General features: G+C 71.6%; 19 protein-coding genes and 2 pseudogenes. 14 read left to right on the top strand and 7 right to left on the bottom strand.

Annotated features, from left to right (window positions below; genetic code table 11):
- Positions 1 to 8: 8 nt before the first annotated feature.
- Positions 9 to 671 (bottom strand): response regulator transcription factor, encoded by a 663-nt coding sequence (locus OG580_RS31460; RefSeq protein ID WP_150497990.1) that lies wholly within the window; start codon positions 669 to 671, stop codon positions 9 to 11.
- Positions 646 to 1818: a sensor histidine kinase gene (locus OG580_RS31455; RefSeq protein WP_267047034.1), complete on the bottom strand. Its 1173-nt coding sequence runs from the start codon at positions 1816 to 1818 to the stop codon at positions 646 to 648. The genes OG580_RS31460 and OG580_RS31455 overlap by 26 nt, the downstream gene beginning before the upstream one ends.
- Before the next feature lie 175 nt (positions 1819 to 1993).
- Between OG580_RS31455 and OG580_RS31450 the strand changes: the two genes are divergently transcribed.
- A complete protein-coding gene (locus OG580_RS31450; RefSeq protein ID WP_267047033.1) occupies positions 1994 to 4264 on the top strand; it encodes an MMPL family transporter in 2271 nt (756 codons plus the stop codon).
- A gap of 9 nt (positions 4265 to 4273) precedes the next feature.
- Here the strand turns inward: OG580_RS31450 and OG580_RS31445 are convergent.
- The 4 genes and pseudogenes from OG580_RS31445 to OG580_RS31430 form a co-directional block, all read right to left on the bottom strand.
- A pseudogene (locus tag OG580_RS31445) lies at positions 4274 to 4411 on the bottom strand (IS5/IS1182 family transposase); the annotation flags it as partial.
- A 32-nt stretch (positions 4412 to 4443) separates the two neighbouring features.
- On the bottom strand, positions 4444 to 4968 hold the full coding sequence (locus OG580_RS31440; RefSeq protein ID WP_267047032.1) for a VOC family protein: 525 nt from the start codon (positions 4966 to 4968) through the stop codon (positions 4444 to 4446).
- Positions 4969 to 5433: 465 nt separating this feature from the next.
- Positions 5434 to 5547, bottom strand: a pseudogene (locus OG580_RS31435) (IS5/IS1182 family transposase); the annotation flags it as partial.
- 25 nt (positions 5548 to 5572) lie between these two features.
- Positions 5573 to 6388 carry a hypothetical protein gene (locus OG580_RS31430; protein WP_267048248.1) on the bottom strand — a complete coding sequence of 272 codons (816 nt, stop codon included), beginning with the start codon at positions 6386 to 6388 and terminating at the stop codon, positions 5573 to 5575.
- A gap of 157 nt (positions 6389 to 6545) precedes the next feature.
- Here OG580_RS31430 and OG580_RS31425 point away from each other — a divergent pair, with 157 nt between their 5' ends.
- From OG580_RS31425 to OG580_RS31365, 13 genes are all read left to right on the top strand, one after another.
- On the top strand, positions 6546 to 7196 hold the full coding sequence (locus OG580_RS31425) for a GntR family transcriptional regulator (protein ID WP_267047031.1): 651 nt from the start codon (positions 6546 to 6548) through the stop codon (positions 7194 to 7196).
- A 13-nt stretch (positions 7197 to 7209) separates the two neighbouring features.
- Positions 7210 to 8112, top strand: a complete 903-nt coding sequence (locus OG580_RS31420; protein ID WP_267047030.1) for a dihydrodipicolinate synthase family protein — start codon at positions 7210 to 7212, stop codon at positions 8110 to 8112.
- Between the two features lie 20 nt (positions 8113 to 8132).
- Positions 8133 to 9878: an L-arabinonate dehydratase gene (gene araD, locus OG580_RS31415; RefSeq protein ID WP_267048198.1), complete on the top strand. Its 1746-nt coding sequence runs from the start codon at positions 8133 to 8135 to the stop codon at positions 9876 to 9878.
- Positions 9879 to 10002: 124 nt separating this feature from the next.
- Positions 10003 to 10941: a carbohydrate ABC transporter permease gene (locus OG580_RS31410; protein WP_267047029.1), complete on the top strand. Its 939-nt coding sequence runs from the start codon at positions 10003 to 10005 to the stop codon at positions 10939 to 10941.
- Between the two features lie 14 nt (positions 10942 to 10955).
- The gene (locus tag OG580_RS31405; RefSeq protein ID WP_267048197.1) at positions 10956 to 11855 is read left to right on the top strand and encodes a carbohydrate ABC transporter permease; all 900 of its coding nucleotides are present in this window, start codon (positions 10956 to 10958) and stop codon (positions 11853 to 11855) included.
- The gene (locus tag OG580_RS31400; protein WP_267047028.1) at positions 11852 to 13051 is read left to right on the top strand and encodes a Gfo/Idh/MocA family protein; all 1200 of its coding nucleotides are present in this window, start codon (positions 11852 to 11854) and stop codon (positions 13049 to 13051) included. The genes OG580_RS31405 and OG580_RS31400 overlap by 4 nt, the downstream gene beginning before the upstream one ends.
- The gene (locus OG580_RS31395) at positions 13048 to 13899 is read left to right on the top strand and encodes a PmoA family protein (protein WP_267047027.1); all 852 of its coding nucleotides are present in this window, start codon (positions 13048 to 13050) and stop codon (positions 13897 to 13899) included. The genes OG580_RS31400 and OG580_RS31395 overlap by 4 nt, the downstream gene beginning before the upstream one ends.
- Positions 13896 to 15455: a glycoside hydrolase 43 family protein gene (locus OG580_RS31390; protein WP_267047026.1), complete on the top strand. Its 1560-nt coding sequence runs from the start codon at positions 13896 to 13898 to the stop codon at positions 15453 to 15455. The genes OG580_RS31395 and OG580_RS31390 overlap by 4 nt, the downstream gene beginning before the upstream one ends.
- 93 nt (positions 15456 to 15548) lie before the next feature.
- Positions 15549 to 16889: a sugar ABC transporter substrate-binding protein gene (locus OG580_RS31385; protein ID WP_267047025.1), complete on the top strand. Its 1341-nt coding sequence runs from the start codon at positions 15549 to 15551 to the stop codon at positions 16887 to 16889.
- Complete coding sequence (locus OG580_RS31380; protein WP_267047024.1) at positions 16886 to 17701, top strand: rhamnogalacturonan acetylesterase; 816 nt, start codon at positions 16886 to 16888, stop codon at positions 17699 to 17701. Before OG580_RS31385 ends, OG580_RS31380 begins: the two co-directional genes overlap by 4 nt.
- Positions 17702 to 17703: 2 nt before the next feature.
- Entirely contained in the window at positions 17704 to 18999 is a 1296-nt protein-coding gene (locus OG580_RS31375) for a polysaccharide lyase family 1 protein (protein ID WP_267047023.1), read from the top strand.
- A 119-nt stretch (positions 19000 to 19118) separates the two neighbouring features.
- On the top strand, positions 19119 to 20276 hold the full coding sequence (locus tag OG580_RS31370) for a pectinesterase family protein (protein ID WP_267047022.1): 1158 nt from the start codon (positions 19119 to 19121) through the stop codon (positions 20274 to 20276).
- Between the two features lie 81 nt (positions 20277 to 20357).
- Positions 20358 to 21482 (top strand): right-handed parallel beta-helix repeat-containing protein, encoded by a 1125-nt coding sequence (locus OG580_RS31365; RefSeq protein WP_267047021.1) that lies wholly within the window; start codon positions 20358 to 20360, stop codon positions 21480 to 21482.
- A gap of 279 nt (positions 21483 to 21761) precedes the next feature.
- Here OG580_RS31365 and OG580_RS31360 read toward each other — a convergent pair whose 3' ends face one another.
- On the bottom strand, positions 21762 to 23042 hold the full coding sequence (locus tag OG580_RS31360; protein WP_267047020.1) for a transposase: 1281 nt from the start codon (positions 23040 to 23042) through the stop codon (positions 21762 to 21764).
- Positions 23043 to 23173 lie beyond the last annotated feature (131 nt).

Raw genomic sequence — 23173 nt, 5'->3', positions numbered from 1 at the left:
CACCCGGCTCAGGTTCCGGGGAGGATACGGCGCGTTTCGTAGGCCCACATCGCGATCTCGACCCGGTTGCGGGCGCCGAGTTTGGCCATCAGGCTGGCCAGATGCGTCTTCACCGTGCTGAGGCTGATGTGCAGTGCATCGGCGATCTCGGTGTTGGTCAGCCCGCGAGCGACGGCGAGGAGCACCTGCTCCTCGCGGGCGGTGACGGGGGAGACCGGCTGGGCCACGGGCCGGCCGGCGGGCAGGTCCGCGAATGCCTGGAGCAGACGGACGGTGACGCTGGGCGCGATGAGCGCCTCACCGTCGGACGCCGACCGTACGGCCTGCGCCAGAAGGTCCGGTCCCGTGTCCTTGAGGAGGAATCCGCGGGCGCCGGCGCGCAGTGAGCCGTAGACGTACTCGTCGAGGTCGAACGTGGTGATGACGACCACGGCCAGCGGGTCGGCGACGCCCGGGCCGGCGACCAGCCGGGTGGCCTCGAGCCCGTCGAGTACGGGCATGCGGATGTCGAACAGGCAGACGTCGGGGCGTAGTTCGCGGGCCAGACGTACCGCTTCCCGCCCGTCGGCGGCCTCGCCGACCACCTCGATGCCGGGCTGGGCGTTCAGCATGATCCGCAACCCGGTGCGGATGATCGTCTGGTCGTCAGCGACGAGGACGCGAATGGACACCGCTCTCGCTCCTCGCTCTCGGCAGTTCGGCTTCGACATGCCAGCCCCGGTCGGTACCCGGGCCTGCTCGTAGTGTGCCGCCGAGCAGGATCGCGCGCTCGCGCAGTCCGGTAAGTCCGTATCCGTCGCGACCCCGGCCGGTGCGCCGGCCGTCGTCGCGCACGCTCACCCGTACCGTGTGCCGTTCCGCGGCGACCCGAACGACGAGCTCGGTCGCGTCGACCGCATGGCGCAGCGCGTTGGTCACCGACTCCTGCACGATCCGGTAGACCGCCGCGTCCACGGCCGGGGGCAGCGCGTCCAGTTCGCCGTCGAGCCCCAGGTCGACCCTGAGGCGACCACCCGGGGTGCGCACCAGGCGCTCCAGATCCGCGACTCCGGCAGGGGGCGCCAGTTCGGCGCCGACCCCGCGGTCGCGCAGCGCGGCGACCATGGCGCGCATTTCCTCCAGCGTGCGCGCCCCTTCCTCCTCGACCCCCTCCAGCGCCTCGACGGCGGCGGACGGGTCGGTGCCCGCGAGCACCCGGCCCGCCTGGGCGATGATCACCATGGCCGACACGTGGTGGGCCACCGTGTCGTGCAGTTCCCGGGCGAGCTGCTCGCGCTCGCGGGAGCGCACCTGCTCCAACTGCCGCTCGCGAGCGGTCACCCGGAACCGCACGGCAGCCCCGACCGCGCCGGGCAGCAGGAGGACGACGAAGCCCGCGACCTTCTCGACGACCGAGGTCCCGTCCGTGACGACACACAGCGCGCCGACCGCGAGGATCACCGCGCCGCCCAGCACGATCTCGCGTCCCGATCCCCACCGGGGCAGCGCGTACACCAGCACGAGCACGACCGCGCCGGTGTACAGGCCGACGGGCTCGCGCGGTACGGCGACGAGCGAGGCCACCGGAAGCAGGGCCACCGAGCCGAACGCCAGCGTCACCATCGCCAGCGGGCGGGTCCGGCGCCACAGGGGCAGCAGGCACAGCCATACGGTGATCACCACCGCCACCGGCCGCCACACGACGTTCTCGCGCAGGGTGGCCTCCAGCGCCACACCGGCAAGGCCCGCGGCGAGCAGCGCCCAGTCCCGCCGCACCCGGGCGGGCGCGTCGGGCGGCCGGGGTTCGGTCCACAGGGTTCGCAGGTCGTCTCGGAGCACGGTTCTCAGCCTAGGGACCGCGGCGTGCCGCGCATCGGCCGAAAGGACGGGTCGTCACTCCGCCCCGGGGCCGAGGGATCCGCGGCCCGCGGGCCGATGCCGCGGAGCGCCGTGGCGAGGAGCCTCGGCATCGGCGGCCGTACAAGGACGGCCGACGAGGTGGTTGGAGGACCCGATGCTCTCGAAAGTCCTGTTGCGCCTGGGCGCAGGCGCCGCCCGCCATCCCTGGCGGGTGATCGCGGCATGGCTGATCGCCGCCACGCTCGCCGTCCTCGCCGCGATCGCCTTCGGCGGGCGGACCGCGGACTCGATGACCGCTCCGGGGCTGGACTCCCGACGGGCCGCGGAACTGATCGAGCGGGCCGGCACCGGCCAGGAGGGGATGACCGCCCAAGTGGTCGTCACCCCGCTCGACGGCGGTGCGACGTTCTTCGACGACGACGGCGCGCGCACCGCTCTCACGCGGCTGCAGACCGAGGTGAAGCGGCTGCCGCACGTGCTCGGCACGAGCGACCCGGCGGCGGCGCTCGACGCGGGCGGGGACACCGCCGTGCGCGGCGGCCTCGTTTCGGCCGACGGGCGGATCGCGGTCGTCCGGGTGCAGTACCCCGACCAGAGCCGGCTGTCGGCCGAAGACCTCGACGCCCTCGTCGATCTCGGCGACCGGCTGCGCGCCGAGCTGCCGCTGCGCATCGAGATGGGCGGGAACCTCTTCTACGCCTTCTCCGACCCCGACGGCGGCGCGAGCGAGCTGATCGGCCTCCTCGCCGCGGCCGCGATCCTGTTCCTGGCGTTCGGTTCGCTCGTCGCCGCCGCGCTGCCGATCGGCATGGCGGTCTTCGGGCTGACCGTCGGGGTCGCCACGATGACGGTACTGGCGGGGGTGACGGAGGTCCCCACCTTCGCACCGGTCCTGGGCAGCATGGTCGGGCTCGGAGTGGGCATCGACTACGCGCTGTTCGTGCTCGCCAGGCACCGGGAGTACCTCGCGTGCGGGCTCGATCCGCAGGCGGCGGCCGGACGAGCGGTGGCAACGGCGGGGCGGCCCGTGGTCTTCGCCGGCGGCACCGTCGTCGTGTCGATCCTCGGCCTGGCGGTCGCGAACGTGCCGTTCATGACGGTGGGCGGGCTCGCTGTATCGATCGTCGTTCTGACCATGGTGGTCGCGTCGGTGACGCTTCTGCCGGCCTTCCTCGGCGCCGCCGGCCCACGCCTGGCCCGGGCCAGCCGGATCGGCCGGGCTCTGCAGACCGGGAAGCCGGGCCGACTCGCACGGCAGCGGGACACGGTGGCGGGCGCCGCTCCCGCCGCCGGTTGGCGGCGCTGGATCGGGCACGTCAGCCGGCACCCGGTGCCGTACGCGATCGGCGCGGCGGGGCTGCTGCTGACCGCGACGCTGCCCGTGCTCGGCCTGCGCGTCGGCCTGCCCGACGACGGCTCACTGCCCCACAGCCGTACCGAGCGCCGCGCCTACGACCTCGTCGCCGAGGGGTTCGGCCCGGGCACCAACGGTCCCCTCGTCATCGCCGCGGACCCCACCGGTGATCCGGGAGTGCTGGACCGACTCGTCGGGGCGGTCGCGGCGGATCCGGGCATCGCATCCGTCGCGCCGACGCACATCGATCGGGCCACCGGCATCGCGACCCTCGTGGTGTTCCCGACCACCAGCCCTCAGGACAAGGCCACGGCCGACACCATCGCCCGGCTGCGCACCGACGTGCTGCCCACGGCGATCGGGCACGGCCCGGCCAGGGCCCACGTCGGCGGCGCCGCCGCGAGCCTGTCCGATGTGGGCCAACGCACCAGCCAACGCCTGCCGGTGATCGTCGCCGCCGTGCTGGCGATGTCGTTCCTGCTGCTGATGCTGGTCTTCCGCTCGATACTCGTACCGCTCAAGGCGGTACTGCTGAATCTGCTGAGCATCGGCGCGGCCTACGGCATCATGGTCGCGGTCTTCCAGTGGGGCTGGGGAAGCGCACTCATCGGGCTGGAGGCGACGGTTCCGATCGTGTCGTTCATCCCGACGTTCCTCTTCGCCATCCTGTTCGGCCTGTCGATGGACTACGAGGTGTTCCTCCTCTCCCGCGTACGCGAGGAGTACCTGCGCACCGGCGACAACGGCACGGCGATCGTCGAGGGCGTCTCGGGCACCGCCCGGATCATCACCTCGGCCGCCCTCATCATGGTGGCGGTCTTCCTGTCCTTCGCCGTCGCCGATGACCCCTCCACCAAAATGTTCGGGCTCGGCCTGGCCACCGCGATCTTCATCGACGCCACGGTCGTACGCATGGTGCTGGTACCGGCGACCATGACACTCCTCGGCCGGACCAACTGGTGGCTGCCGAAGTGGCTGGACCGGATGCTTCCCCGCGGCCCGGTCGGCACCGACGACACCGCCGCGGAATCCACGGGTGAGGCCCCGCCTCCACGGCTGGTTGACCGTTGAACTCGACTCCTGCCCGCCCGTCTTGAACCGCCAGATCACGCCCTCGAACTGCTGCCGCAGTCGCCCGGGGTACGGGCCGTACTCGCCGATCGGCAGGTACGGCTCGATGAACTCCCAATCCGGATCGGTCAGTTGCACTCGCGTCACGTAAGACCGCCTATCGGACCGGACCGTGCCGTCTACGCAGCGGGTTCGCCGCCGCCGCCCGGGGTGCGCAGGGCCCCCTGGACGTACTCCATGGCCTTCGTGAAGGCGGGGTCGGTGAGACGGCGGGCCATCTCCTCCTCGTCGACGTCCTCGATGTGGGTCTGGATCCACCAGAGGTTGCCGAAGGGGTCGCGGACGCGGCCGACCAGGTCGCCGAAGAAGAGGTGGGTGACCTCGGTGACGGAGGTGCCGCCCGCGTCGACCGCGCGCCGGTGGACGGCCCGGGCGTCGTCCACGTACAGCCGGACGAAGGCGGGGGTCGGTGCCCAGCCGGGCGGACTGTCGAAGGCCATGATCCGGCCGTTCCCGATCCGCAGTTCGGCGTGGCCGATCGTGCCGTCCTCAAGCACGAACCGGCCCAGGTCCTCGGCCCCGAAGGCCTGCTCAAGGTAGTCGATGAGACCGGCGGTGTCGGATCCGATGATCCAGGGCGTGACGGTGGTGTAGCCCTCGGGGACGGCCGGGACGGTGGTGGCGGTCGTGGCGTCGTCGCTCATGCGGCCACGCTACGCCGCATCTAGGTCAGCTCCCGTCCTAGGAGGTGTTGCAAGGTTCCGTCGGGTGGTGCGCGTCGACATCGACGACACGCGGCTGTCAGTGGCAGCAAGGTCAACGACCTCTACGCCGCGGCCGGTAGCCTCGGCTCGGACATCGACGAGCCCTGGATACTGCCGATCTATGGCGGCCGCCCCGTGCCGCACAGCGCTGACGCCGACCCCTCCGGTCCCCCGCTGATGCTTCTGGAGCCGCCTGGTGTGTCACGGGCCGCGCGTTTTCTTGCGGCTGTCTCTTTCGGCGAGCTGTGGAACGTTGCCGGCGCCAGGTTCAGTGCCCTCGGCTGGACCAGGCAGGAACTCCTCGCCCATCACAGAGGCCTCCAGGGGTTTTACGGGCGGGCGGCTTCGGCAGGCCACGCCGTGGTCAAGGTGGTGTGGGCTTGACACGCGGCCATGTGCTGGGCACAGCCATTCGTTGATGGCTGCGACCAGCACGGTCGCTTCGTAGCGGACGGCGAGCTTGTCGTACCGGGTGGCGACAGCACGGTGCCTCTTGAGGCGGTTGATCCCGCACTCGACCGCGTGGCGCTCGCGAGTGTCCTGCTCAGTCGTCGAACCACACGACGAGGCGCACGTTGTCGTCACCGTGCTGTTCTGCGAGTTCCTTCATCGCTTTCCAGACGGGTTGCCACTCGCCGGTTTCGGTGACGGCATCTCCGCGGCAGATGGTGACTGATCTGTAGAGCGTGTCCCCGACGAGCCACTCACTTCCTTCGGGCCACTCCCGAACCTCGCCGACTTTGAGACCGACAGCCTCGGCGAATGCGCCACTCCAGGACGCCTTGCCCGTCATCCTGAGCCCGTTCGACGTCTGGCGGTATTGGTGAAGCCGGCTGTCGGGCTTCTCTGCGGGCTCGTCCCAGTCGACGGCCTTCACCTCGGCCCACGTGATCCACGTGGTGCCGTGAAAGCCGTCTTCGCCGTACCACTCGGTCAGCTGGGCGAACCGCGCACTCACAGTGGCCGAGGCATCGGCGGGAAACCCCCTGCCTGCGGCCAAGGGACGGAAGTTCGCGTAATTGCGGACCCCGAAGAGACAGCCGAACGCGTCGTAGTCACGAACATCGTTGAGGGAGCTGAGGCCGTGTGCGCCGTACCAGATCGACTCCTGATCGTCTTGCGGCGCCCGATACTCGAGGAAGCCGCTTATGTCCGTACCCATGCCAGGAATTCTCCCGACCCCGTCACATGATTTCGTCTGCGCCGGATCGACGACCTGCGCATACCGAAGCCGCGGCGTGTCCTGGAACCAGGTCCGGGCCTCGGGGTCGGTGAAGTCGACCAGGGCCATGCCGGGCTGCCACAGGTCCCGTTGCCAGACGTCCCCGTCGGGCCGTCCGACCAGGTAGCCGCCGGCCACGCCCTCTTCCCGGAAGCGGAACCGGTACCAGAGCGGAGGCGTGGACGACGAACCCTGCGCGAAGCATTGACGAAACACGAACGCCCCCTTAGCTTCATGCCCGTTGCACTTCGTACGTCATATATGAGACGCGATACACGAGATCTGAGAGTGCTCCATGGCCTTCGCCCCCAGCCCCATCCCGTCCCGCACCCAGTACGTCCTGGAAGCGATCAAGCACGACATCCTCACCGGAGGGCTCAGACCCGGCCAGGCGCTCGTGGAGACCGAACTCGCCGCGCGCTTCGGGGTGTCGAAGACCCCGGTGCGCGAGGCGCTCAAGACCCTCGCGGGCAGCGGGCTCGTGGTGATGAGCCAGTACAAGGGCGTCACGGTCCGGATGGTCGACGCGGACATGGCCCGCGCGGTCTACGACGTACGCCTGCTCCTGGAGCCCGAGGCGGTGCGCCGCGCCGTCGCCTCCGCCGCCCCGCTCGACGCGGCGCACGAGGCGCTGCGCCGGGCCGCCGGAGCCGAGGACCCGGCCGAACGGTCGCTGGCCAACCGGGACTTCCACCGCGCGCTCTACCTCCCCTGCGGCAACCCGCTCCTCGGCCGGATGCTCGACGAGGTCCGCGACCAGGCCGCGCTGGTCTCCACGGTCGCCTGGGCCGCCGTCCCCTCCTGGGAGCGCGAGGCCGCGGAGCACGAGGAGATCCTGCGGCTCGCCGCCGCGGGCGACGTCGACGGAGCCGGCCGGGCCGTGCACGACCACATCGCCTCGTTCGTCGAGCGCGCCTTTCCCCACTCCCCCCTGAACAGCGAGTGAGTACCGAGTGAGCATGGATTTCGAGACCCTGAGGGCCGCCCTCGCCGATGTGGTGGCCATCCCCGTCACCCCGTTCGCCGCGGACGGTTCGGTCGACACCGACGCGCACCGCGCGCTGCTGCGCCGGCTGCTCGACGGCGGCGTGCGCACCCTCACCCCGAACGGCAACACCGGCGAGTTCTACGCCCTCACCCCCGAGGAGCGCCGCTCCGTCACCGAGGTGACCGTCGAGGAGGCCGGGGACCGCGCCGTGATCCTGGTCGGCGTCGGCCATGACGTGCCGACGGCCGTCGAGGCCGCCCGGCACGCCCGCGCCACCGGGGCCCACATGCTGATGGTGCACCAGCCCGTGCACCCGTACGTCTCCGAGAGCGGCTGGGTCGCGTACCACCGGGCCATCGCCGAGGCCGTGCCGGAGCTCGGCGTCGTCCCGTACATCCGCAACCCGCTCCTGAGCGGCGCCCGGCTCGCCGAGCTCGGCGCCGCCTGCCCCAACGTCGTCGGCGTGAAGTACGCCGTCCCGGACGCGTCCCGGTTCGCCGGCTTCGCCCGGGACGCGGGCCTCGACCGCTTCGTCTGGGTGGCCGGACTCGCCGAGCCGTACGCCCCCTCGTACTTCGCGAGCGGCGCGACCGGCTTCACCTCCGGCCTCGTCAACGTCTCGCCCGCCCTCTCCCTGGAGATGCTGCACGCGCTGCGGGCCGGCGACTACCCGACCGCGATGAAGGTGTGGGAGCGGATCCGCCGCTTCGAGGAACTGCGCGCGGCGAACGGCAGCGCCGACAACGTGACCGTGGTCAAGGAGGCCCTCGCCTCCCTGGGCCTCTGCCGCCGCGACATCCGACCGCCGAGCCGCGAACTCCCCGAGAGCGAGCGGGCCGAGGTCGCCGCGATAGCCGCCGGCTGGCCCGCATGAGCAAGGACACGAGCGAGGACATGGACGCCGGCACCGGAGTGAGCACCGGCCGACGCCCCGAGGACCTGCGCAGCCACCAGTGGTACGGCACGGACGGGCTCCGTTCGTTCAGCCACCGCGCCCGCACCCGCCAGCTCGGCTACCTGCCCGAGGAGCACCTCGGCAAGCCGGTGATCGCGATCCTCAACACCTGGTCCGACATCAACCCCTGCCACGTCCACCTCCGCGACCGCGCGCAGGCCGTGAAGCGCGGGGTGTGGCAGGCCGGCGGCTTCCCGCTGGAGTTCCCGGTCTCCACCCTCTCGGAGACCTTCCAGAAGCCGACCCCGATGCTCTACCGCAACCTCCTCGCCCTGGAGACGGAGGAGTTGCTCCGCTCGTACCCGGTGGACGGGGCGGTGCTGATGGGCGGCTGCGACAAGACGACCCCGGCCCTGCTGATGGGCGCCGCCTCCGTCGACCTGCCGACCGTCTTCGTCCCGGCCGGTCCGATGCTGCCCGGCCACTGGCGCGGGGAGACCCTCGGCTCCGGTACGGACATGTGGAAGTACTGGGACGAGAAGCGCGCCGGGCGGATCGGCGACTGCGAGATGGCCGAGCTGGAGAGCGGTCTGGCCCGCTCCCCCGGGCACTGCATGACGATGGGGACGGCCTCCACGCTCACCGCCGCCGCGGAGACGCTGGGCGTGACCGTGCCGGGCGCCTCCTCGGTGCCGGCGGTGGACTCCGGTCACGACCGGATGGCCGCGGCCTCGGGGCTGCGGATCGTGGAGCTCGTACGGCAGGACCTGCGGCTCTCGCGGCTGCTGACCCGGGAGGCGTACGAGGACGCGGTCGCCGCCGTCCTGGCGCTCGGCGGCTCGACCAACGCGGTGATCCACCTGATCGCGATGGCCGGACGCTCCGGGGTGAAGCTCACGCTCGACGACTTCGACCGGATCGCGCGGACCGTCCCGGTCCTCGCCAACCTGCGGCCGGGCGGGCGGTTCCTCATGGAGGACTTCCACTTCGCGGGCGGGATGCCGGGCTTCCTCTCGCGGCTCACCGACGTGCTGCACCTGGACCGGCCGACGGTCTCGCACGCCTCCCTGCGCGAGCAGCTCGCCGGCGCTCTCGTCCACGACGACGAGGTGATCAGGGACCGGTCGAGGCCGCTGGCCCCCGAGGGCGGGGTGGCCGTGCTGCGGGGCAACCTCTGCCCGGACGGCTCGGTCATCAAGCACATCGCGGCCGAACCGCGGCTGCTCAAGCACACGGGCCCCGCGGTCGTCTTCGACGACTACCGGACCATGCAGCGGACCATCGACGACCCGGCGCTCGGCATCACCGCCGACCATGTGCTCGTCCTGCGCGGCGCGGGCCCCAAGGGCGGGCCCGGGATGCCCGAGTACGGGATGCTGCCGATCCCCTCGTACCTCCTGGAGCAAGGGGTGAAGGACATGGTCCGGATCTCCGACGCCCGGATGAGCGGAACGAGTTACGGGGCCTGTGTGCTGCACGTGGCGCCCGAGTCCCATGTCGGCGGACCCCTTGCCCTCGTCCGTACGGGCGATACGATCACCCTCGACGTCGCGGCACGCTCCCTCCACCTGCATGTCACGGACGAGGAGCTGGATCGCCGCCGGGCCACGTGGACACCCCCGCCGGCCCGGTACGAGCGCGGCTACGGCGCGCTCTACATGGAGCAGATCTCCCAGGCCGACACCGGCTGCGACTTCGCGTTCCTGGCCAGGCCGGGAACCACCCCCGATCCGTACGCGGGCTGACCCCGCCACCCGAAGCACCGTCCGGAAGCCCACCCGAGACCCACCCGAGACTCCCCCTCGCCCCACCTGTCCGAAATCTCGAACGTCGTTCGCGAAGCGCTTCACCGAGAACGGAGCCGCCGTCATGGCCTCAGCTGTGACCTCACCGCCCCAGGCCGACACGGCACGGAGGCGCCGCCGCACGGGATCGGCCCCCCGCCGACTGCCGTATCTCCTGATCGCCCCCGCCGGACTGCTGATGCTGGGCTTCATCGCCTACCCGGTGCTCAGCGTCTTCTACTACAGCCTCCAGCACTACAACCCCACCAAGCCCTGGCGTAACGGCTTCGCGGGCCTGGAGAACTTCACCCGGATCTTCACCGACGACCCGCAGTTCTGGGGGACTCTGTCCTTCAGCTTCCAGTGGGTCGTGGTCGAGGTGACCCTCCAGCTGCTCTTCGGCCTCGGCCTCGCCCTCATCGTGAACCAGACCTTCGTGGGCCGCGCCCTGGGCCGGGCCCTCGTCTTCTCGCCCTGGGCCGTCTCCGGCGTGCTCACCTCCGCGATCTGGGTCCTGCTCTACAACTCCCAGACCGGCATCACGCGATACCTGGCGGACCTGGGCATCGGCGAGTACGGCACGTCCCTGCTCTCCGACACCTCGACCGTCTTCTCCGCGGCGATCGTCGCCGACCTCTGGCGCGGGGTGCCCTTCTTCGCCATCCTCATCCTGGCCGACCTCCAGTCCGTACCGAAGGACCTGTACGAGGCGGCCGAGGTCGACGGGGCGGGCAGGCTCCGCCAGTTCCTGCACATCACGCTCCCCCACATCCGGGACGCGATCGTGCTCTCCACACTGCTGCGCGCGGTGTGGGAGTTCAACAACGTCGACCTGCTCTACACGTTGACCGGCGGCGGTCCCGCGGGCGAGACGACCACCCTCCCCCTGTACATCGCCCACACCAGCGTCGACGCCCACAACTTCGGATACGCCTCCGCCCTCACCACGGTGGCGTTCGTGATCCTTCTCTTCTGCTCGATGGTCTATCTGCGCCTGAGCAAGTTCGGAGGCGACGGCAAGTGACAGCCGAGTCCACCCTGACCGCCGCCCCCGCCCCCGGGGCCGCGCAGGCACCACCGCCCCCCGACCGGACCCCGCCGGCCGCCGCCCGCAAGCGCCGCCCGGCCTGGGACGAGGTCCCCCGCTGGCAGATCTACCTGCCTCTCGGGATCTACCTCGTCTTCACCCTGGTCCCCTTCTACTGGATCCTGCTGTTCGCGGTGCGGCCGGCCGGCTCCACCTCGCTCCTGCCCTGGCCGATGACGACCGAGCACTTCGAGAAGGTGTGGACGGAGCGCAGCTTCGCCGTCTTCTTCCAGAACAGCCTGCTCATCGGTGTCGCGGTGCTCGTGATGACCACGGTCGTCGCGCTGGCAGGCGGTTACGCCCTCGCCCGCTTCGACTTCCGGATCAAGAAGGGCTTCATGCTGGCCCTGCTCTGCTCCCAGTTCGTGCCGGGCGCCCTGCTCCTGGTCCCGCTCTTCCAGATCTTCGCCGAACTACGGATGATCAACTCCCTCGGCTCCGTCATCATCGCCGAGACCGTCTTCCAGCTGCCGCTCTCGATGATCCTCATCAGCGGCTTCATCAGGAACGTGCCGTACTCGCTGGAGGAGGCCGCCTGGGTCGACGGCTGCAACCGCTTCAGCGCCTTCCGGATCGTCGTCCTCCCCCTGCTGCGGCCCGGCCTGGTCGCCGTCGGCTCCTTCGCCTTCGTCCACGCCTGGAACCACTTCCTGTTCGCCCTGATGTTCCTCAGCAGCCAGGACAAGCAGACGATCCCGGTCGGGCTCAACACCCTCATGGGCGCCGACAGCGTCGACCTCGGCGCACTCGCGGCGGGCGGGGTCATCGCCGCCGTCCCCGTCGTCATCGTCTTCGCCTTCATCCAGAAGTGGCTGGTCACGGGCTTCAGCGCCGGGGCGGTGAAGGGATGAACAGCTCCCGGACGACCATCGACAAGGAAGACATGAACACCGTACGCACCCCGCTGCCGGTCGTCCTCGCCGGCGCCCGCGGCCACGGCCGCAGCCACCTCCTCAACATCCGCCGCCTCGAAGAGCGGGGCCTCGTCCGCCTCGCCGGGGTCTGCGAGCTCCGCCCGCTCGACGCGGCCGAGCTCGACGGCATCGGGGACCCCGAGCAGTCCGCCGACTTCGAGGCGCTCCTCGCCTCCACCGGCGCCCGGATCGCCGTGCTCAGCACCCCCATCCAGACCCACACCGACATGACCCTCGCCGCGGCCCGGCACGGGGCGCACATCCTCCTGGAGAAGCCGCCCGCCCCGTCGTTCGCGGAGTTCCGCAGGATGGCCGACGGGGTCGCCGAAGCCGGGGTGGCCTGCCAGGTCGGCTTCCAGTCGCTCGGCTCGCACGCGGTGCCCGCGATCCGCCGGATGGTCGAGGAGGGTGCGATCGGCGAACTCCTCGGCGTCGGCGCGGCCGGGGCCTGGGTCCGGGACGAGGCCTACTTCCGGCGCGCGCCCTGGGCCGGACACCGGCGCCTCGGCGGCGTCGACGTCGTCGACGGCGCCCTCACCAACCCCCTCGCGCACGCCGTCGCCACCGCGCTCGCGCTCTCCGGCTCCACCCGGTCCGAGGACGTCGAGCACATCGAGACGGAGCTGCTCCACGCCAACGCCATCGAGTCCGACGACACCTCCTGCGTACGGGTCATGACGGCGGCCGGCACCCCGGTGACGGTGGCCGCGACCCTCTGCGCCGAGAAGTCCTCGGAGCCGTACGTCGTCGTCCACGGCAGCCAGGGCCGGATCACCTTCTGGTACCGGCAGGACCGGGTCCTCGTGCAGCGGGCCGGGCACGGACCGGTCGAGACCGAGTACGGGCGGACCGACCTCCTGGAGAACCTCGTCGCCCATGTGACGGACGGCGAGCCGCTCCGGGTGCCGCCGGCGGAGACCGGGGCGTTCATGCGGGTCGTCGAGGCGGTCCGTACGGCTCCTGACCCACGGGAGGTGCCCGCGGGGCACTGGCACGCCGAGGCCGGCGAGAGCGCGCCGCGCCGGGTCGTCGACGGCGTCGACGCCCTGGTCGACGCGAGCGCCGACGAGCTGCGGCTCTTCTCCGAACTCGGCGCCGCCTGGGCGCCGTCGACCCGGGCGGGGGCCCGATGAACGCCGAGCCGCCGACCCTGCTGCGCTGCGCGGGCCGCACCGTCGCCCGCTACACCACCCGGCCCGCGCTGGCCCTCGACCACGCGCCCCGGCCGTACCTGCACCCCGTGACGACGCTCGCCGGGCGCGTGGTGACCGAGACCGTGCCCGAGGACCACCCGCACCACCTGGGGGCGGGGGTCGCCGTGCCCGACGTGGCGGGCCACAACTTCTGGGGCGGGCGCACCTTCGTCCGCGACCTCGGCTCGGTCGAGCTCGACAACCACGGCGTGCAGCGGCACGACGGGTTCAAGCTGTGCGACCCGGACGGCTTCGTCGAGGAGCTGACCTGGTGGGCGGGGGACGATCGGCTGCTGCGCGAGCACCGGACCGTGGCGGCGACCGCCCTCACGGACTCCGCCTGGGCGCTCGACCTCACCTTCTCCCTCGCCAACGTGTCGGGGCGGGACCTGTCGATCGGGAGCCCGGCGACGAACGGACGGCCGGGGGCCGCGTACGGCGGATTCTTCTGGCGCGCGCCGAAGGAGGCGACGGCGCCGGTCGTCTTCGGGGCGGACTCCGGCGCAGACGGCGAGGAGGCCGTGCACGGCGCCCGCTCGGAGTGGGTGGCGCTCGCGGGCGAGCACTGGACCCTGGTGTTCGCGGGGGCCACGGAGACGACCCGCCGCGACCCGTGGTTCGTGCGCGCCGCCGAGTACCCGGGTGTGGGTTCGTCCCTCGCCCACGAGGGGCGGCTGGCGGTGGCCGCCGGGGAGACCTTCGTACGGCGGGTGGTGACCGTCGTCGCCGACGGCCGGCTCGACCGGTCCGGCGCCGCCGCCCTGGTCCGCAAGGCGGTGGCCTCGTGAGCGGGGCCGCCCAAGGGACCGCCGGCGGGGTCCTCACCGGAGACCTGGGCGACGGTACGTACCGCAACCCGGTCCTCGCGGCCGACTGGTCCGACCCGGACGTCGTACGCGACGGCGAGGACTACTACCTGACGGCGTCCAGCTTCGGCCGCGCCCCCGGGCTTCCGCTGCTGCACTCCCGGGACCTCGTCAACTGGACGATCGTGGGCCACGCCCTGGAGCGGCTGGAACCGGCCGCCGCGTTCACCGGGCCCCGGCACGACCGCGGGGTCTGGGCGCCGTCCCTGCGCCGGCATGACGGGCGGTTCTGGATCTTCTGGGGCGACCCCGACCACGGGATCTTCCAGGTCAACGCCCCTTCGGTACGCGGACCGTGGACCGCACCGCACCTGGTGAAGTCGGGGCTCGGACTGATCGACGCCTGCCCGCTGTGGGACGAGGAGTCCGGCGAGGCGTACCTCGTACACGGCTGGGCCAAGTCCCGTGCCGGGTTCAACAACCGGCTCACCGGCCACCGGATGAGCCCGGACGGCACGAAGGTCCTCGACGAGGGCCGGGTCGTCGTCGACGCCGACCTGATACCGGGCTGGTTCACCCTGGAGGGCCCGAAGCTGTACCGCCACGACGGCTGGTTCTGGATCCTCGCCCCGGCCGGGGGCGTGGCCACCGGCTGGCAGGGCGCCTTCCGCTCACGGTCGTTCTTCGGCCCGTACGAGGAGCGGACCGTCCTCGCGCAGGGCGACACCGACGTCAACGGCCCCCACCAGGGCGGCTGGGTGCGCACCCAGCGCGGTGAGGACTGGTTCCTGCACTTCCAGCAGTCGGGCGCGCACGGCCGTCTCGTCCACCTCCAGCCGATGCGCTGGGGTGCGGACGGCTGGCCGGTGCTCGGCGACGGCGGCGTGCCCGTCCGCGTCCACCGCAAGCCGGAGCTGCCGGAGCAGTCGCCGTCGCGGCCCGCCGTCGACGACGCCTTCCCCGGCGGGCGGTTCGGCCGGCAGTGGCAGTGGACGGCCAACCCGGACGAGGGCTGGGCCACCCGGCACGCGGGCGACGGACTGCGCCTCGACTGTGTCCGTACGGAACGGCTCGACGACCTGCGGAGCGTGCCGCACGTCCTGACGCAGCGGCTGCCGGCCGGGGCGCGGACGGTCGAGGTCGCGCTGCGGCTCGACGCCCAGGCGGCCGGGGCCCGCGCCGGACTCGTGGTCCTCGGCGACGCCTACGCGTGGATCGGCCTGGAACGGTCCCCTGACGGCACGGTCCGGCTGACCCACCGCTTCGCCCCGGCCAACGCCGACCGTGAACGGGACGCGGCCCACTCCCGTCCGGTGACCGGGAACCGGGTCCTGCTGCGGATCGAGGTCACGGCGGACGCACGCTGCCGCTTCTCGTACTCCTCCGACGACACCGAGGAACCGGTCCCCCTCGGGCCGGAGTTCGCCGCCACGCCCTGGCGCTGGGTCGGCGCGCTGCTCGGCCTGTTCGCGGGCGCGCCGGACGGCACGGAGCACGCCGGGACGGCCGTGTTCACCGCCTTCCGCGTCACCGCCTGAACACCCCCCTGCCCCCTGAGCACCCCCCTGAGCTCCCCCACATCCCCATCCCCCGCTCCATCCCCGCAAGACCCCGAGAGAAGAGAGCCGACGATGACCATCTTCCCCGGCGGACGGCGCAGAGCCGCCCTCGCCCTCGCCCTGACCGGCGTCCTCGCCCTGACCGCCACCGCCTGCGGTGACGACGGCAGCGGCGCGGGCGGTGAGAAGGGCACCGAGGGATCGGGCAAGGGCAAGATCACCTTCTGGGACAACAACGGCGGTGTCCGCACCGACGTCTGGAAGGAGATCATCGCCGACTTCGAGAAGGCCAACCCGGACATCGACGTCGAGTACGTCGGGGTGGCCTCCAAGGAGGTGCAGTCCAAGTACGACACCGCCATCCAGGGCGGCGGCCTGCCGGACGTCGGTGGCGTCGGCGCGGCCATGCTCGCCGGCATCGCCGCGCAGAACGCCCTGGAGCCGCTGGACTCCCGGATCGACGGCAGCGCCCTCAAGGGCAAGCTGAACGCCGGCATGGTCGACAACGTCAAGGCGGCCGGCGGCCAGGGCAAGCTGTTCACGGTCCCCACCTCCGCCAGCAACGGCGTCCTCTACTACCGCACCGACCTGTTCAAGGCGGCCGGCCTCGCCGAGCCCACCACCTGGTCGGCCTTCTACACGGCGGCCGAGAAGCTCACCGCCAAGGACAAGAACCGTTTCGGCTACACGATCCGCGGCGGCGCGGGATCCATCGCGCAGGCGCTCGACGCCATGTACGGCCAGAGCGGCATCGCCACCTTCTGGAACGGCGACAAGACCACCGTCAACGACCCGAAGAACGTGGCCGCGCTGGAGAAGTACGCCGGCCTGTTCAAGAAGACCACCCCGGCCGCCGACGTCAACAACGACTTCACCAAGATGGTCGCGCAGTGGGACAGCGGCGAGATCGGCATGCTCAACCACAACCTGGGCTCCTACCAGGACCACGTGAAGGCGCTCGGCACGGAGAAGTTCCGGGGCATCCCGAACCCGACCCTGGACGACGGCACCCGGGTGCAGGTCTCCAACCCGGTCGACGGCCTCGGCCTCTTCTCGTCCAGCAAGAACAAGGCCGCCGCCTGGAAGTTCATCGAGTTCGCGGCCTCGCACGAGTCCAACAGCAAGTGGAACAAGTCGGCCGGGGCCATACCCGCCAACACGGAGGCCGCGCAGGACCCGTGGATCCAGGAGGCCGAGCCGACCAAGCTCGCCGCCGACGTCCTCTTCAGCGGCAAGGCCACGATCGTGCAGCTGCCGTACTACCTGCCCGACTGGAACACCATCTCCAAGGCCGACAACGAGGCCGAGTTCCAGAAGGTCCTCCTCGGCAAGGCCACGGCCAAGGAGTTCCTCGACGCCCTCGCCGAGCAGCTCGACGCGGCCCAGGCCGAGTGGAAGCAGCAGAACAAGTGAGCGTCGGCCGCCGCGCGGTGGTCACGGCCGGGGCGGGCCTCGCGCTCGCCCTGGCCGGGGCGCCCGCCGCCCGTTCCCAAGGACTCCCTCCCCGAGGACTCCCCCGTATGCGCACGCTCCACATCGCGGGCGACTCCACCGCCGCCCAGAAGTACGCCGACGCCGCGCCCGAGACCGGGTGGGGCATGGCGCTCCCCTTCTTCCTGCACAAGGGGCTGACCGTCGCCAACCACGCGGTCAACGGACGCAGCACCAAGAGCTTCCTCGACGAGGGCCGGCTCGACGCGATCCTGCCGGCGGTCCGCCCCGGCGACCTGCTCCTGATCCAGTTCGGCCACAACGACGAGAAGACCGCCGACCCCACCCGCTACACCGAGCCGTGGACCACCTACCAGGACAACCTGCGGGTCTTCGTCGAGGGCGCGCGGTCCCGGGGCGCCCTCCCGGTGCTCGCCACCTCCGTCGAACGACGGAAGTTCGCGGCCGACGGCACGGCCCTGCGCACCCACGGCGCGTACCCGGCGGCGATGCGGGAGACCGCCCTGGAGGCGGACGTCCCGCTGCTCGACATCGAGGCGCTGTCCCTGGCCCTGTGGCAGGAGCTCGGCCCCGAGGCCACGAAGACGTACTTCAACTGGACCGCGACCGAGCAGGACAACACCCACTTCAACCCGCCCGGGGCGATCGAGGTGGCCCGCCTCGTCACCGCCGAACTGCTCCGTACCCACGTCCTCGCGCCGCGTGAGACGCGCCGCCTGGACGACGAGATCCCCACCGACCGGATCACCTGGCCCGTTTCCGAGGAGAGCTGACCGTGAACCGACGCAAGCAGCTGGGAGTGGTCGCCGCGACCGCCCTCGCCCTGACGGTCACCGCACCCGCCGCCGGTGCCCACACCGGCCACCGCCCCGTCGTCGACCCGGCCAGGGCGACGCTGCCGGCCGGCGACGGCTGGGCGTCCGAGGGCACCGGCACCACCGGCGGGTCCGCCGCCGACGCCTCCCGGGTCTTCACCGTCTCCACCTGGGAGGAGTTCCGGGCCGCGCTCGAAGCGCCCGGCACGGAGCCCCGCATCGTGAAGGTGGTGGGCACGCTGAACGCCACCGCCGCCGGCTGCGCCGCCTTCGAGGCCCCCGGCTACGACTTCGCCCGCTACCTCGCCGACTACGACCCGGCCGTCTGGGGGTACGAGAACGAGGTCAGCGGCGCCCAGGAGGAGCTGCGGGCGGCCTCCGCCACGGCCCAGGGCAAGGCGATCAAGGTGAAGGTGCCGGCCAACACCACGATCGTGGGTGTCGGGCGGCACGCGGGGATCACCGGCGGAAGCCTCCAGGTGCAGGGCGTGGACAACGTCATCGTCCGCAACCTGACCCTGGAGAGCCCGCTCGACTGCTTCCCGCAGTGGGACCCGACGGACGGCGCCACCGGGGCGTGGAACTCCGAGTACGACAGCCTGGTCGTGTACGGCTCCACCCACGTCTGGATCGACCACGACACCTTCACCGACGGGGCCCACCCGGACAGTTCGCTGCCCTCGTACTACGGGGAGGTCTACCAGCAGCACGACGGCGAACTCGACGTCGTACGCGGCGCGGACCTCGTCACGGTCTCCTGGAACGTCTTCACCGACCACGACAAGACCCTGATGATCGGCAACAGCGACAGCGCCGGCGCCACCGACCGGGGCAAGCTCCGCGTCACCCTGCACCACAACCTCTTCGACAAGGTCGTGGAACGGGCGCCCCGGGTGCGCTTCGGGCAGGTCGACGCGTACAACAACCACTTCGTGGTGGCGGGTCCGTCCTACGTGTACAGCCTCGGCATCGGGCAGGAGTCGCAGCTCTTCGCCGAGAAGAACGCGTTCACGCTCGCCGCGGACGTGCCGGCCGGGAAGATCCTGAAGAAGTGGAAGGACGCGCCGGTCACGGTCACCGGCAACTACGTCAACGGCAGCCCGGTCGACCTGCTCGCCGTCCACAACGAGCAGTACCCCGAGGAGCTCCTGCGCGCGGACGCGGGCTGGACGCCCGTCCTGCGCACCCGCGTCGACCACCCGAAGGCCGTCCCGGCGCTCGTCGACCACCGCGCGGGCGCGGGCCGCCTGCGCTGAGCCCGCCCCCTGACGAAAGGAGGCCGGGCCCAGCGCCCCCGGCCTCCTTTCCCTCCCCCTCCCCCGAGTCCCCTCCCCTCCCCCGAGTCCCGTCCCCCGCAGAGCGAAGGAGCACCCGCATGCCCTCGCACCACCCCGGAGCCGCCACCCCCGGCCGTCGTTCCCTGCTCACCGCCGGTTTCGGCGCGGCCCTCGCCCTGGCGCTGCCCGCCACCACGGCGACGGCGTCGCCGGGCGGCTCCTTCGGCCCCATCAGCCCCTCCGCCCCCTTCGGCCGGTTCGGTTCGCCCGCCGCCCGGCTCACCGAGCGGACGCTGTACGTGCACCCCGGCGGCCTCGGCGACCACACCTCCGTGCAGGCCGCGGTCTCCGCCGCGAGCGGCACGGGCTGGACCCTGGTGCTCGCCCCCGGCACGTACCGCGAGACGGTCACGGTGAGCTCCGCCCGTACGGACATGACCTGGATCGGCGCGAGCGGGGACCCCCGGGACGTCGTCGTCGTGTACGACAACGCGGCCGGCACGCCCCGGCCCGAGGGCGGCACCTACGGCACGAGCGGCTCCGCGACGACCACCGTCCAGGCGGACGGCTTCACCGCGCGGGGGGTCACCTTCGCCAACGACTTCCTCCGGACCGACCTTCCCGGGAACCCCGGCACGCAGGCCGTCGCGCTGAAGGCGCAGGGCGACCGCTCGGCGTTCTTCCACTGCCGTTTCCTCGGCCACCAGGACACGCTCTACGCGGACTCGATGTCCCTGTCGGCCTTCGCCCGGCAGTACTTCGCGCACTGCCACGTGGAGGGCGACGTCGACTTCGTCTTCGGCCGCGCCCGGGCCGTCTTCGAGCACTGCCACTTCCGTACGCTGGTCCGCACCGATCTGGCGGGCGCCCCGTACGGTTTCGTCTTCGCCCCGTCGACGGCCGGTGCCAACCCGTACGGCTTCCTGGCCTCGCGTTGCCGGATCACCAGCGAGGCGCCCGACGGCTACTACAAGCTGGCCCGGCCGTGGGTGCCGAGCTCGGACACGAGCGCGTGGCCGTCGCTCGTGGTCCGGGAGAGCGTCCTCGGCTCCGGGATCGACGCGGTGGCCCCGTACGCGAACATGCGGGACGCGTACCCGTGGCAGGCCCAGCGCTTCGCCGAGTACCGCAACACCGGTCGGGGTGCCGCGGTCACCGTGCCGGAGAACCGTCCCCAGCTCGCGGCGGCCGAGGCGGCGACGGCGACCCGGGAGACGTACCTCGGCGACTGGGAGCCGCGCAGCCCCTGCGAGTGAGCCGCCCGGAGCCCGCTCCCCCGCCCGGAGCCCGCTCCCCGCCCTGCCCCTGATCCCCCGCCACGAGAGGACCCGCACGTCATGTCTCGTACCGCACGCACCAGGAGCACCATCCTCGCCCTCTCCGTCCTGGCCGCGAGCGTCGGCCTCGGCGCCCTCGCGGCCCCGGCGCGGGCCGCCACCGTCACCGTCTCGACCGCGGCCGCCCTGGCCAGTGCCCTCCAGAGCGCCGCTCCCGGCACGGTCATCCAGATCCGCGGCGGCACCTACTACCCCACCGCCACCCTCCAGTCCACGGCCAACGGCACCGCGTCCGCCCCCGTCCAGCTGCGGCCGTACGGCTCCGAGACGGTCCGCATCGACGGCTCGCAACTCCCGGCCGGTTCCTGGATCTTCAAGCTCACCGCCGACTACTGGTCGGTCTCCGACCTCACCTTCCAGAACTCCCCGGACAGCGCGGTCGTCTGCACGTCCTGCACGGGCACCCGGTGGGAGCGGATCAAGACCATCAACGGCGGCGACTCCGGCTTCACACTCACCGGGAACGACACCAACGGCAACACCGTCCGGAACCTGGACTCCTACGGTCACTACGACGCCGCCACCCACGGCGAGAACGCCGACGGGCTGGCCGTGAAGTTCGGCTCGGGCACCGGGAACCTGATCACCGGGGCGCGGCTCTCCAACAACTCGGACGACGGCCTCGACCTGTGGTCCTGGTCGAGCCCGCTGACGATCGAGCACACCTGGGCGTACGGGAACGGGAAGAACCGCTGGTCGGACAGCGCGTTCGCGGGCGACGGCAACGGCTACAAGCTGGGCGGGGACGGCGAGGTCGTCGCCCACGTCGTCAACAACTCCGCCGCCTGGGACAACGCCGGCAACGGCTTCACCGAGAACAGCAACAAGGGTGCGATCGTCATCAACCGGACGACCGCCTACGCCAACGGCAACAAGGGCTACTACTTCGCCACGGGTGCGGCCCGCCTCGGCAAGAACCTCGCCGTCGGCAACGGCGGCGGCTCGGTGAACGCGGGCGCGTCGGTCGTCTCGGCGGGCAACAACTGGGACGCGGGGATCGCGACGCCCGCCTTCCTGTCCACCGACGCGACCAGCGCGTACGGGGCACGGAAGGCGGACGGCTCGCTGCCCGCGACGGCCTTCCTGACCACCGGGTCGACGACGATCGGCTCGACGATGAACTGACCCCCGGCCGCGACGCCGAGGGGAGAACGCCGTGCGGGGAGGGGTCCCGGGACCCCTCCCCGCACGGCGTTCCCTCTCCTCAGGCCAGCAGGTCGATGCAGTCGAACGCGGTCGCGGGGCTGAGGAATCCGGTGCCGGAGGAGCCGCTGACGACGTTCAGCCGGAGCACGTTGTACTGGCTCGGATCGGTCTTCCAGGCGCTCGCCGGGACGACGTAGGTGAAGGTGTGGTTGTTGCCCCGTTGAAGTGCTCTCCTGGCCGAAGCCGGGAGATTCCTGCTTACCTTGCGGTAGCGGGCTTGACGCGTTTCGCGCGCCTGACGACTGCCCTTCCGGCAGCCGGGATGAGCGCGAGGCCCATCCGGTACAGATGCAGGACGTTCCGGGCCGCGTTGTGGTCGGCGTTGCCCGACCAGCCGCAGTCCGGGTTCTTGCACACGAACACAGCCTGGGACTCCCGGCTCCCGGGCACGGTGAAGCCACAGGCGGAGCAGCGCCGGGAGGTGCCGGGGACGGGGACCTTGACCAGGGTGCCGCCGTGCCGGGCGGTCTTGTACGTCAGCATGGTGACCGTGCGCCCCCATGCCTCTGCGTGGATGGAGCGGTTCAGCCCGGATTTCTGGGCGACGTTCCTCCCCGGCTCTTCGATGGTTCCCTTGGCGGACTTGACCATGTTCGTGATGGTGAGTGCTTCGACCACGACCGTTCCGTATCTGCGGGCGATGGCGGTGGTCGTCTGGTGCTGCCAGTCCAGGGCTCGGCGCTTGGCTTTCGCGCGGAGTCCCGCGATCCGGTCGTAGGTGTGGTGCAGCCTGCGGCTGGTGCGCTCGCCGGGCCTGCGGTGTCGCTTGCGCTGCGCGGCGCGCTGCTCCAGGTGCAGGAGCCTGGCCTGCTCCTTGCCGGTCAGCCAGTCGCCGTGCTCGTACGTCTCGCCGTCCGAGAGCGCGAGGGGCACGGTGACGCCCACGTCGATGCCGACCTCCGGCCCCCGGTGAGGCGCAGGCGTGGTCTCCAGGGCCTGGACGCGGAAGGCGATGTGCCAGCCGAGCGCGTCCTTGACCAGCCGCGCCCCGGTGATCCGGTTCTCCGCATCGGCACGCTTGCCGACGGGCAGGTCCTTGGTCCACCGGAACCGGACACGGCCCACCTTGGGAATACTGACCATGCCCCAGCGCCGGTGCACGCGGGTGACGTTCAGGTCCCGGCCCTGCGGGATGTCCACGGGCATCACCGTGCGGAACCGGCCCTTGAAGTTCGGGGCATCGGCCCGGCCGTCCCAGCAGTTTTTCCACGCCTGGAAGTACGTCTTGAGGACCGCTTGCGCGGCCTGCGCGGGCAGGACGGCGAGGAAGTCGATGTCCTCGCGGGCCTGCCGGATGGCGGCGTCCGCGTTCGCGAGAGTCCGCACTTCCTTCGGCATCATCTGCCACCACGCGTGGAGAAGGTTCCACATGGCGCGGGCCGCGTGCGCTTGGTCATCGGTCTTCGACACCTGGGCGGGCGACAGCGCAAGCCGGGCGTGGTGCCCGAACTGCCGCTTGACCAGGGTGCCTTGACTCACGACCATGAACCTAGCAGTGGTCTATGTCACCACGCTGGAGACCTCATCCCGATGTCAGAACCGGTCGCCATACTGGCTACAACCCGCACGTTCACTTGGTTTTCGTCACTAAGTACAGGCGGAAGGCGTTC

It is taken from the genome of Streptomyces sp. NBC_00094 (assembly GCF_026343125.1).
Lineage (GTDB): Bacteria > Actinomycetota > Actinomycetes > Streptomycetales > Streptomycetaceae > Streptomyces.
This window is presented reverse-complemented; position numbering and strand designations above follow the sequence as displayed.

Excerpts from the sequence above, each read along its gene's own strand:
- OG580_RS31420 (WP_267047030.1), top strand. The coding sequence starts at position 7,210 with ATGGATTTCGAGACCCTGAGGGCCGCCCTCGCCGATGTGGTGGCCATC.
- OG580_RS31440 (WP_267047032.1), bottom strand. The coding sequence starts at position 4,968 with ATGAGCGACGACGCCACGACCGCCACCACCGTCCCGGCCGTCCCCGAG.
- OG580_RS31370 (WP_267047022.1), top strand. The coding sequence starts at position 19,119 with ATGCCCTCGCACCACCCCGGAGCCGCCACCCCCGGCCGTCGTTCCCTG.
- OG580_RS31410 (WP_267047029.1), top strand. The coding sequence starts at position 10,003 with ATGGCCTCAGCTGTGACCTCACCGCCCCAGGCCGACACGGCACGGAGG.
- OG580_RS31365 (WP_267047021.1), top strand. The coding sequence starts at position 20,358 with ATGTCTCGTACCGCACGCACCAGGAGCACCATCCTCGCCCTCTCCGTC.
- OG580_RS31450 (WP_267047033.1), top strand. The coding sequence starts at position 1,994 with ATGCTCTCGAAAGTCCTGTTGCGCCTGGGCGCAGGCGCCGCCCGCCAT.
- OG580_RS31425 (WP_267047031.1), top strand. The coding sequence starts at position 6,546 with ATGGCCTTCGCCCCCAGCCCCATCCCGTCCCGCACCCAGTACGTCCTG.
- araD (WP_267048198.1), top strand. The coding sequence starts at position 8,133 with ATGGACGCCGGCACCGGAGTGAGCACCGGCCGACGCCCCGAGGACCTG.
- OG580_RS31400 (WP_267047028.1), top strand. The coding sequence starts at position 11,852 with ATGAACAGCTCCCGGACGACCATCGACAAGGAAGACATGAACACCGTA.
- OG580_RS31385 (WP_267047025.1), top strand. The coding sequence starts at position 15,549 with ATGACCATCTTCCCCGGCGGACGGCGCAGAGCCGCCCTCGCCCTCGCC.
- OG580_RS31395 (WP_267047027.1), top strand. The coding sequence starts at position 13,048 with ATGAACGCCGAGCCGCCGACCCTGCTGCGCTGCGCGGGCCGCACCGTC.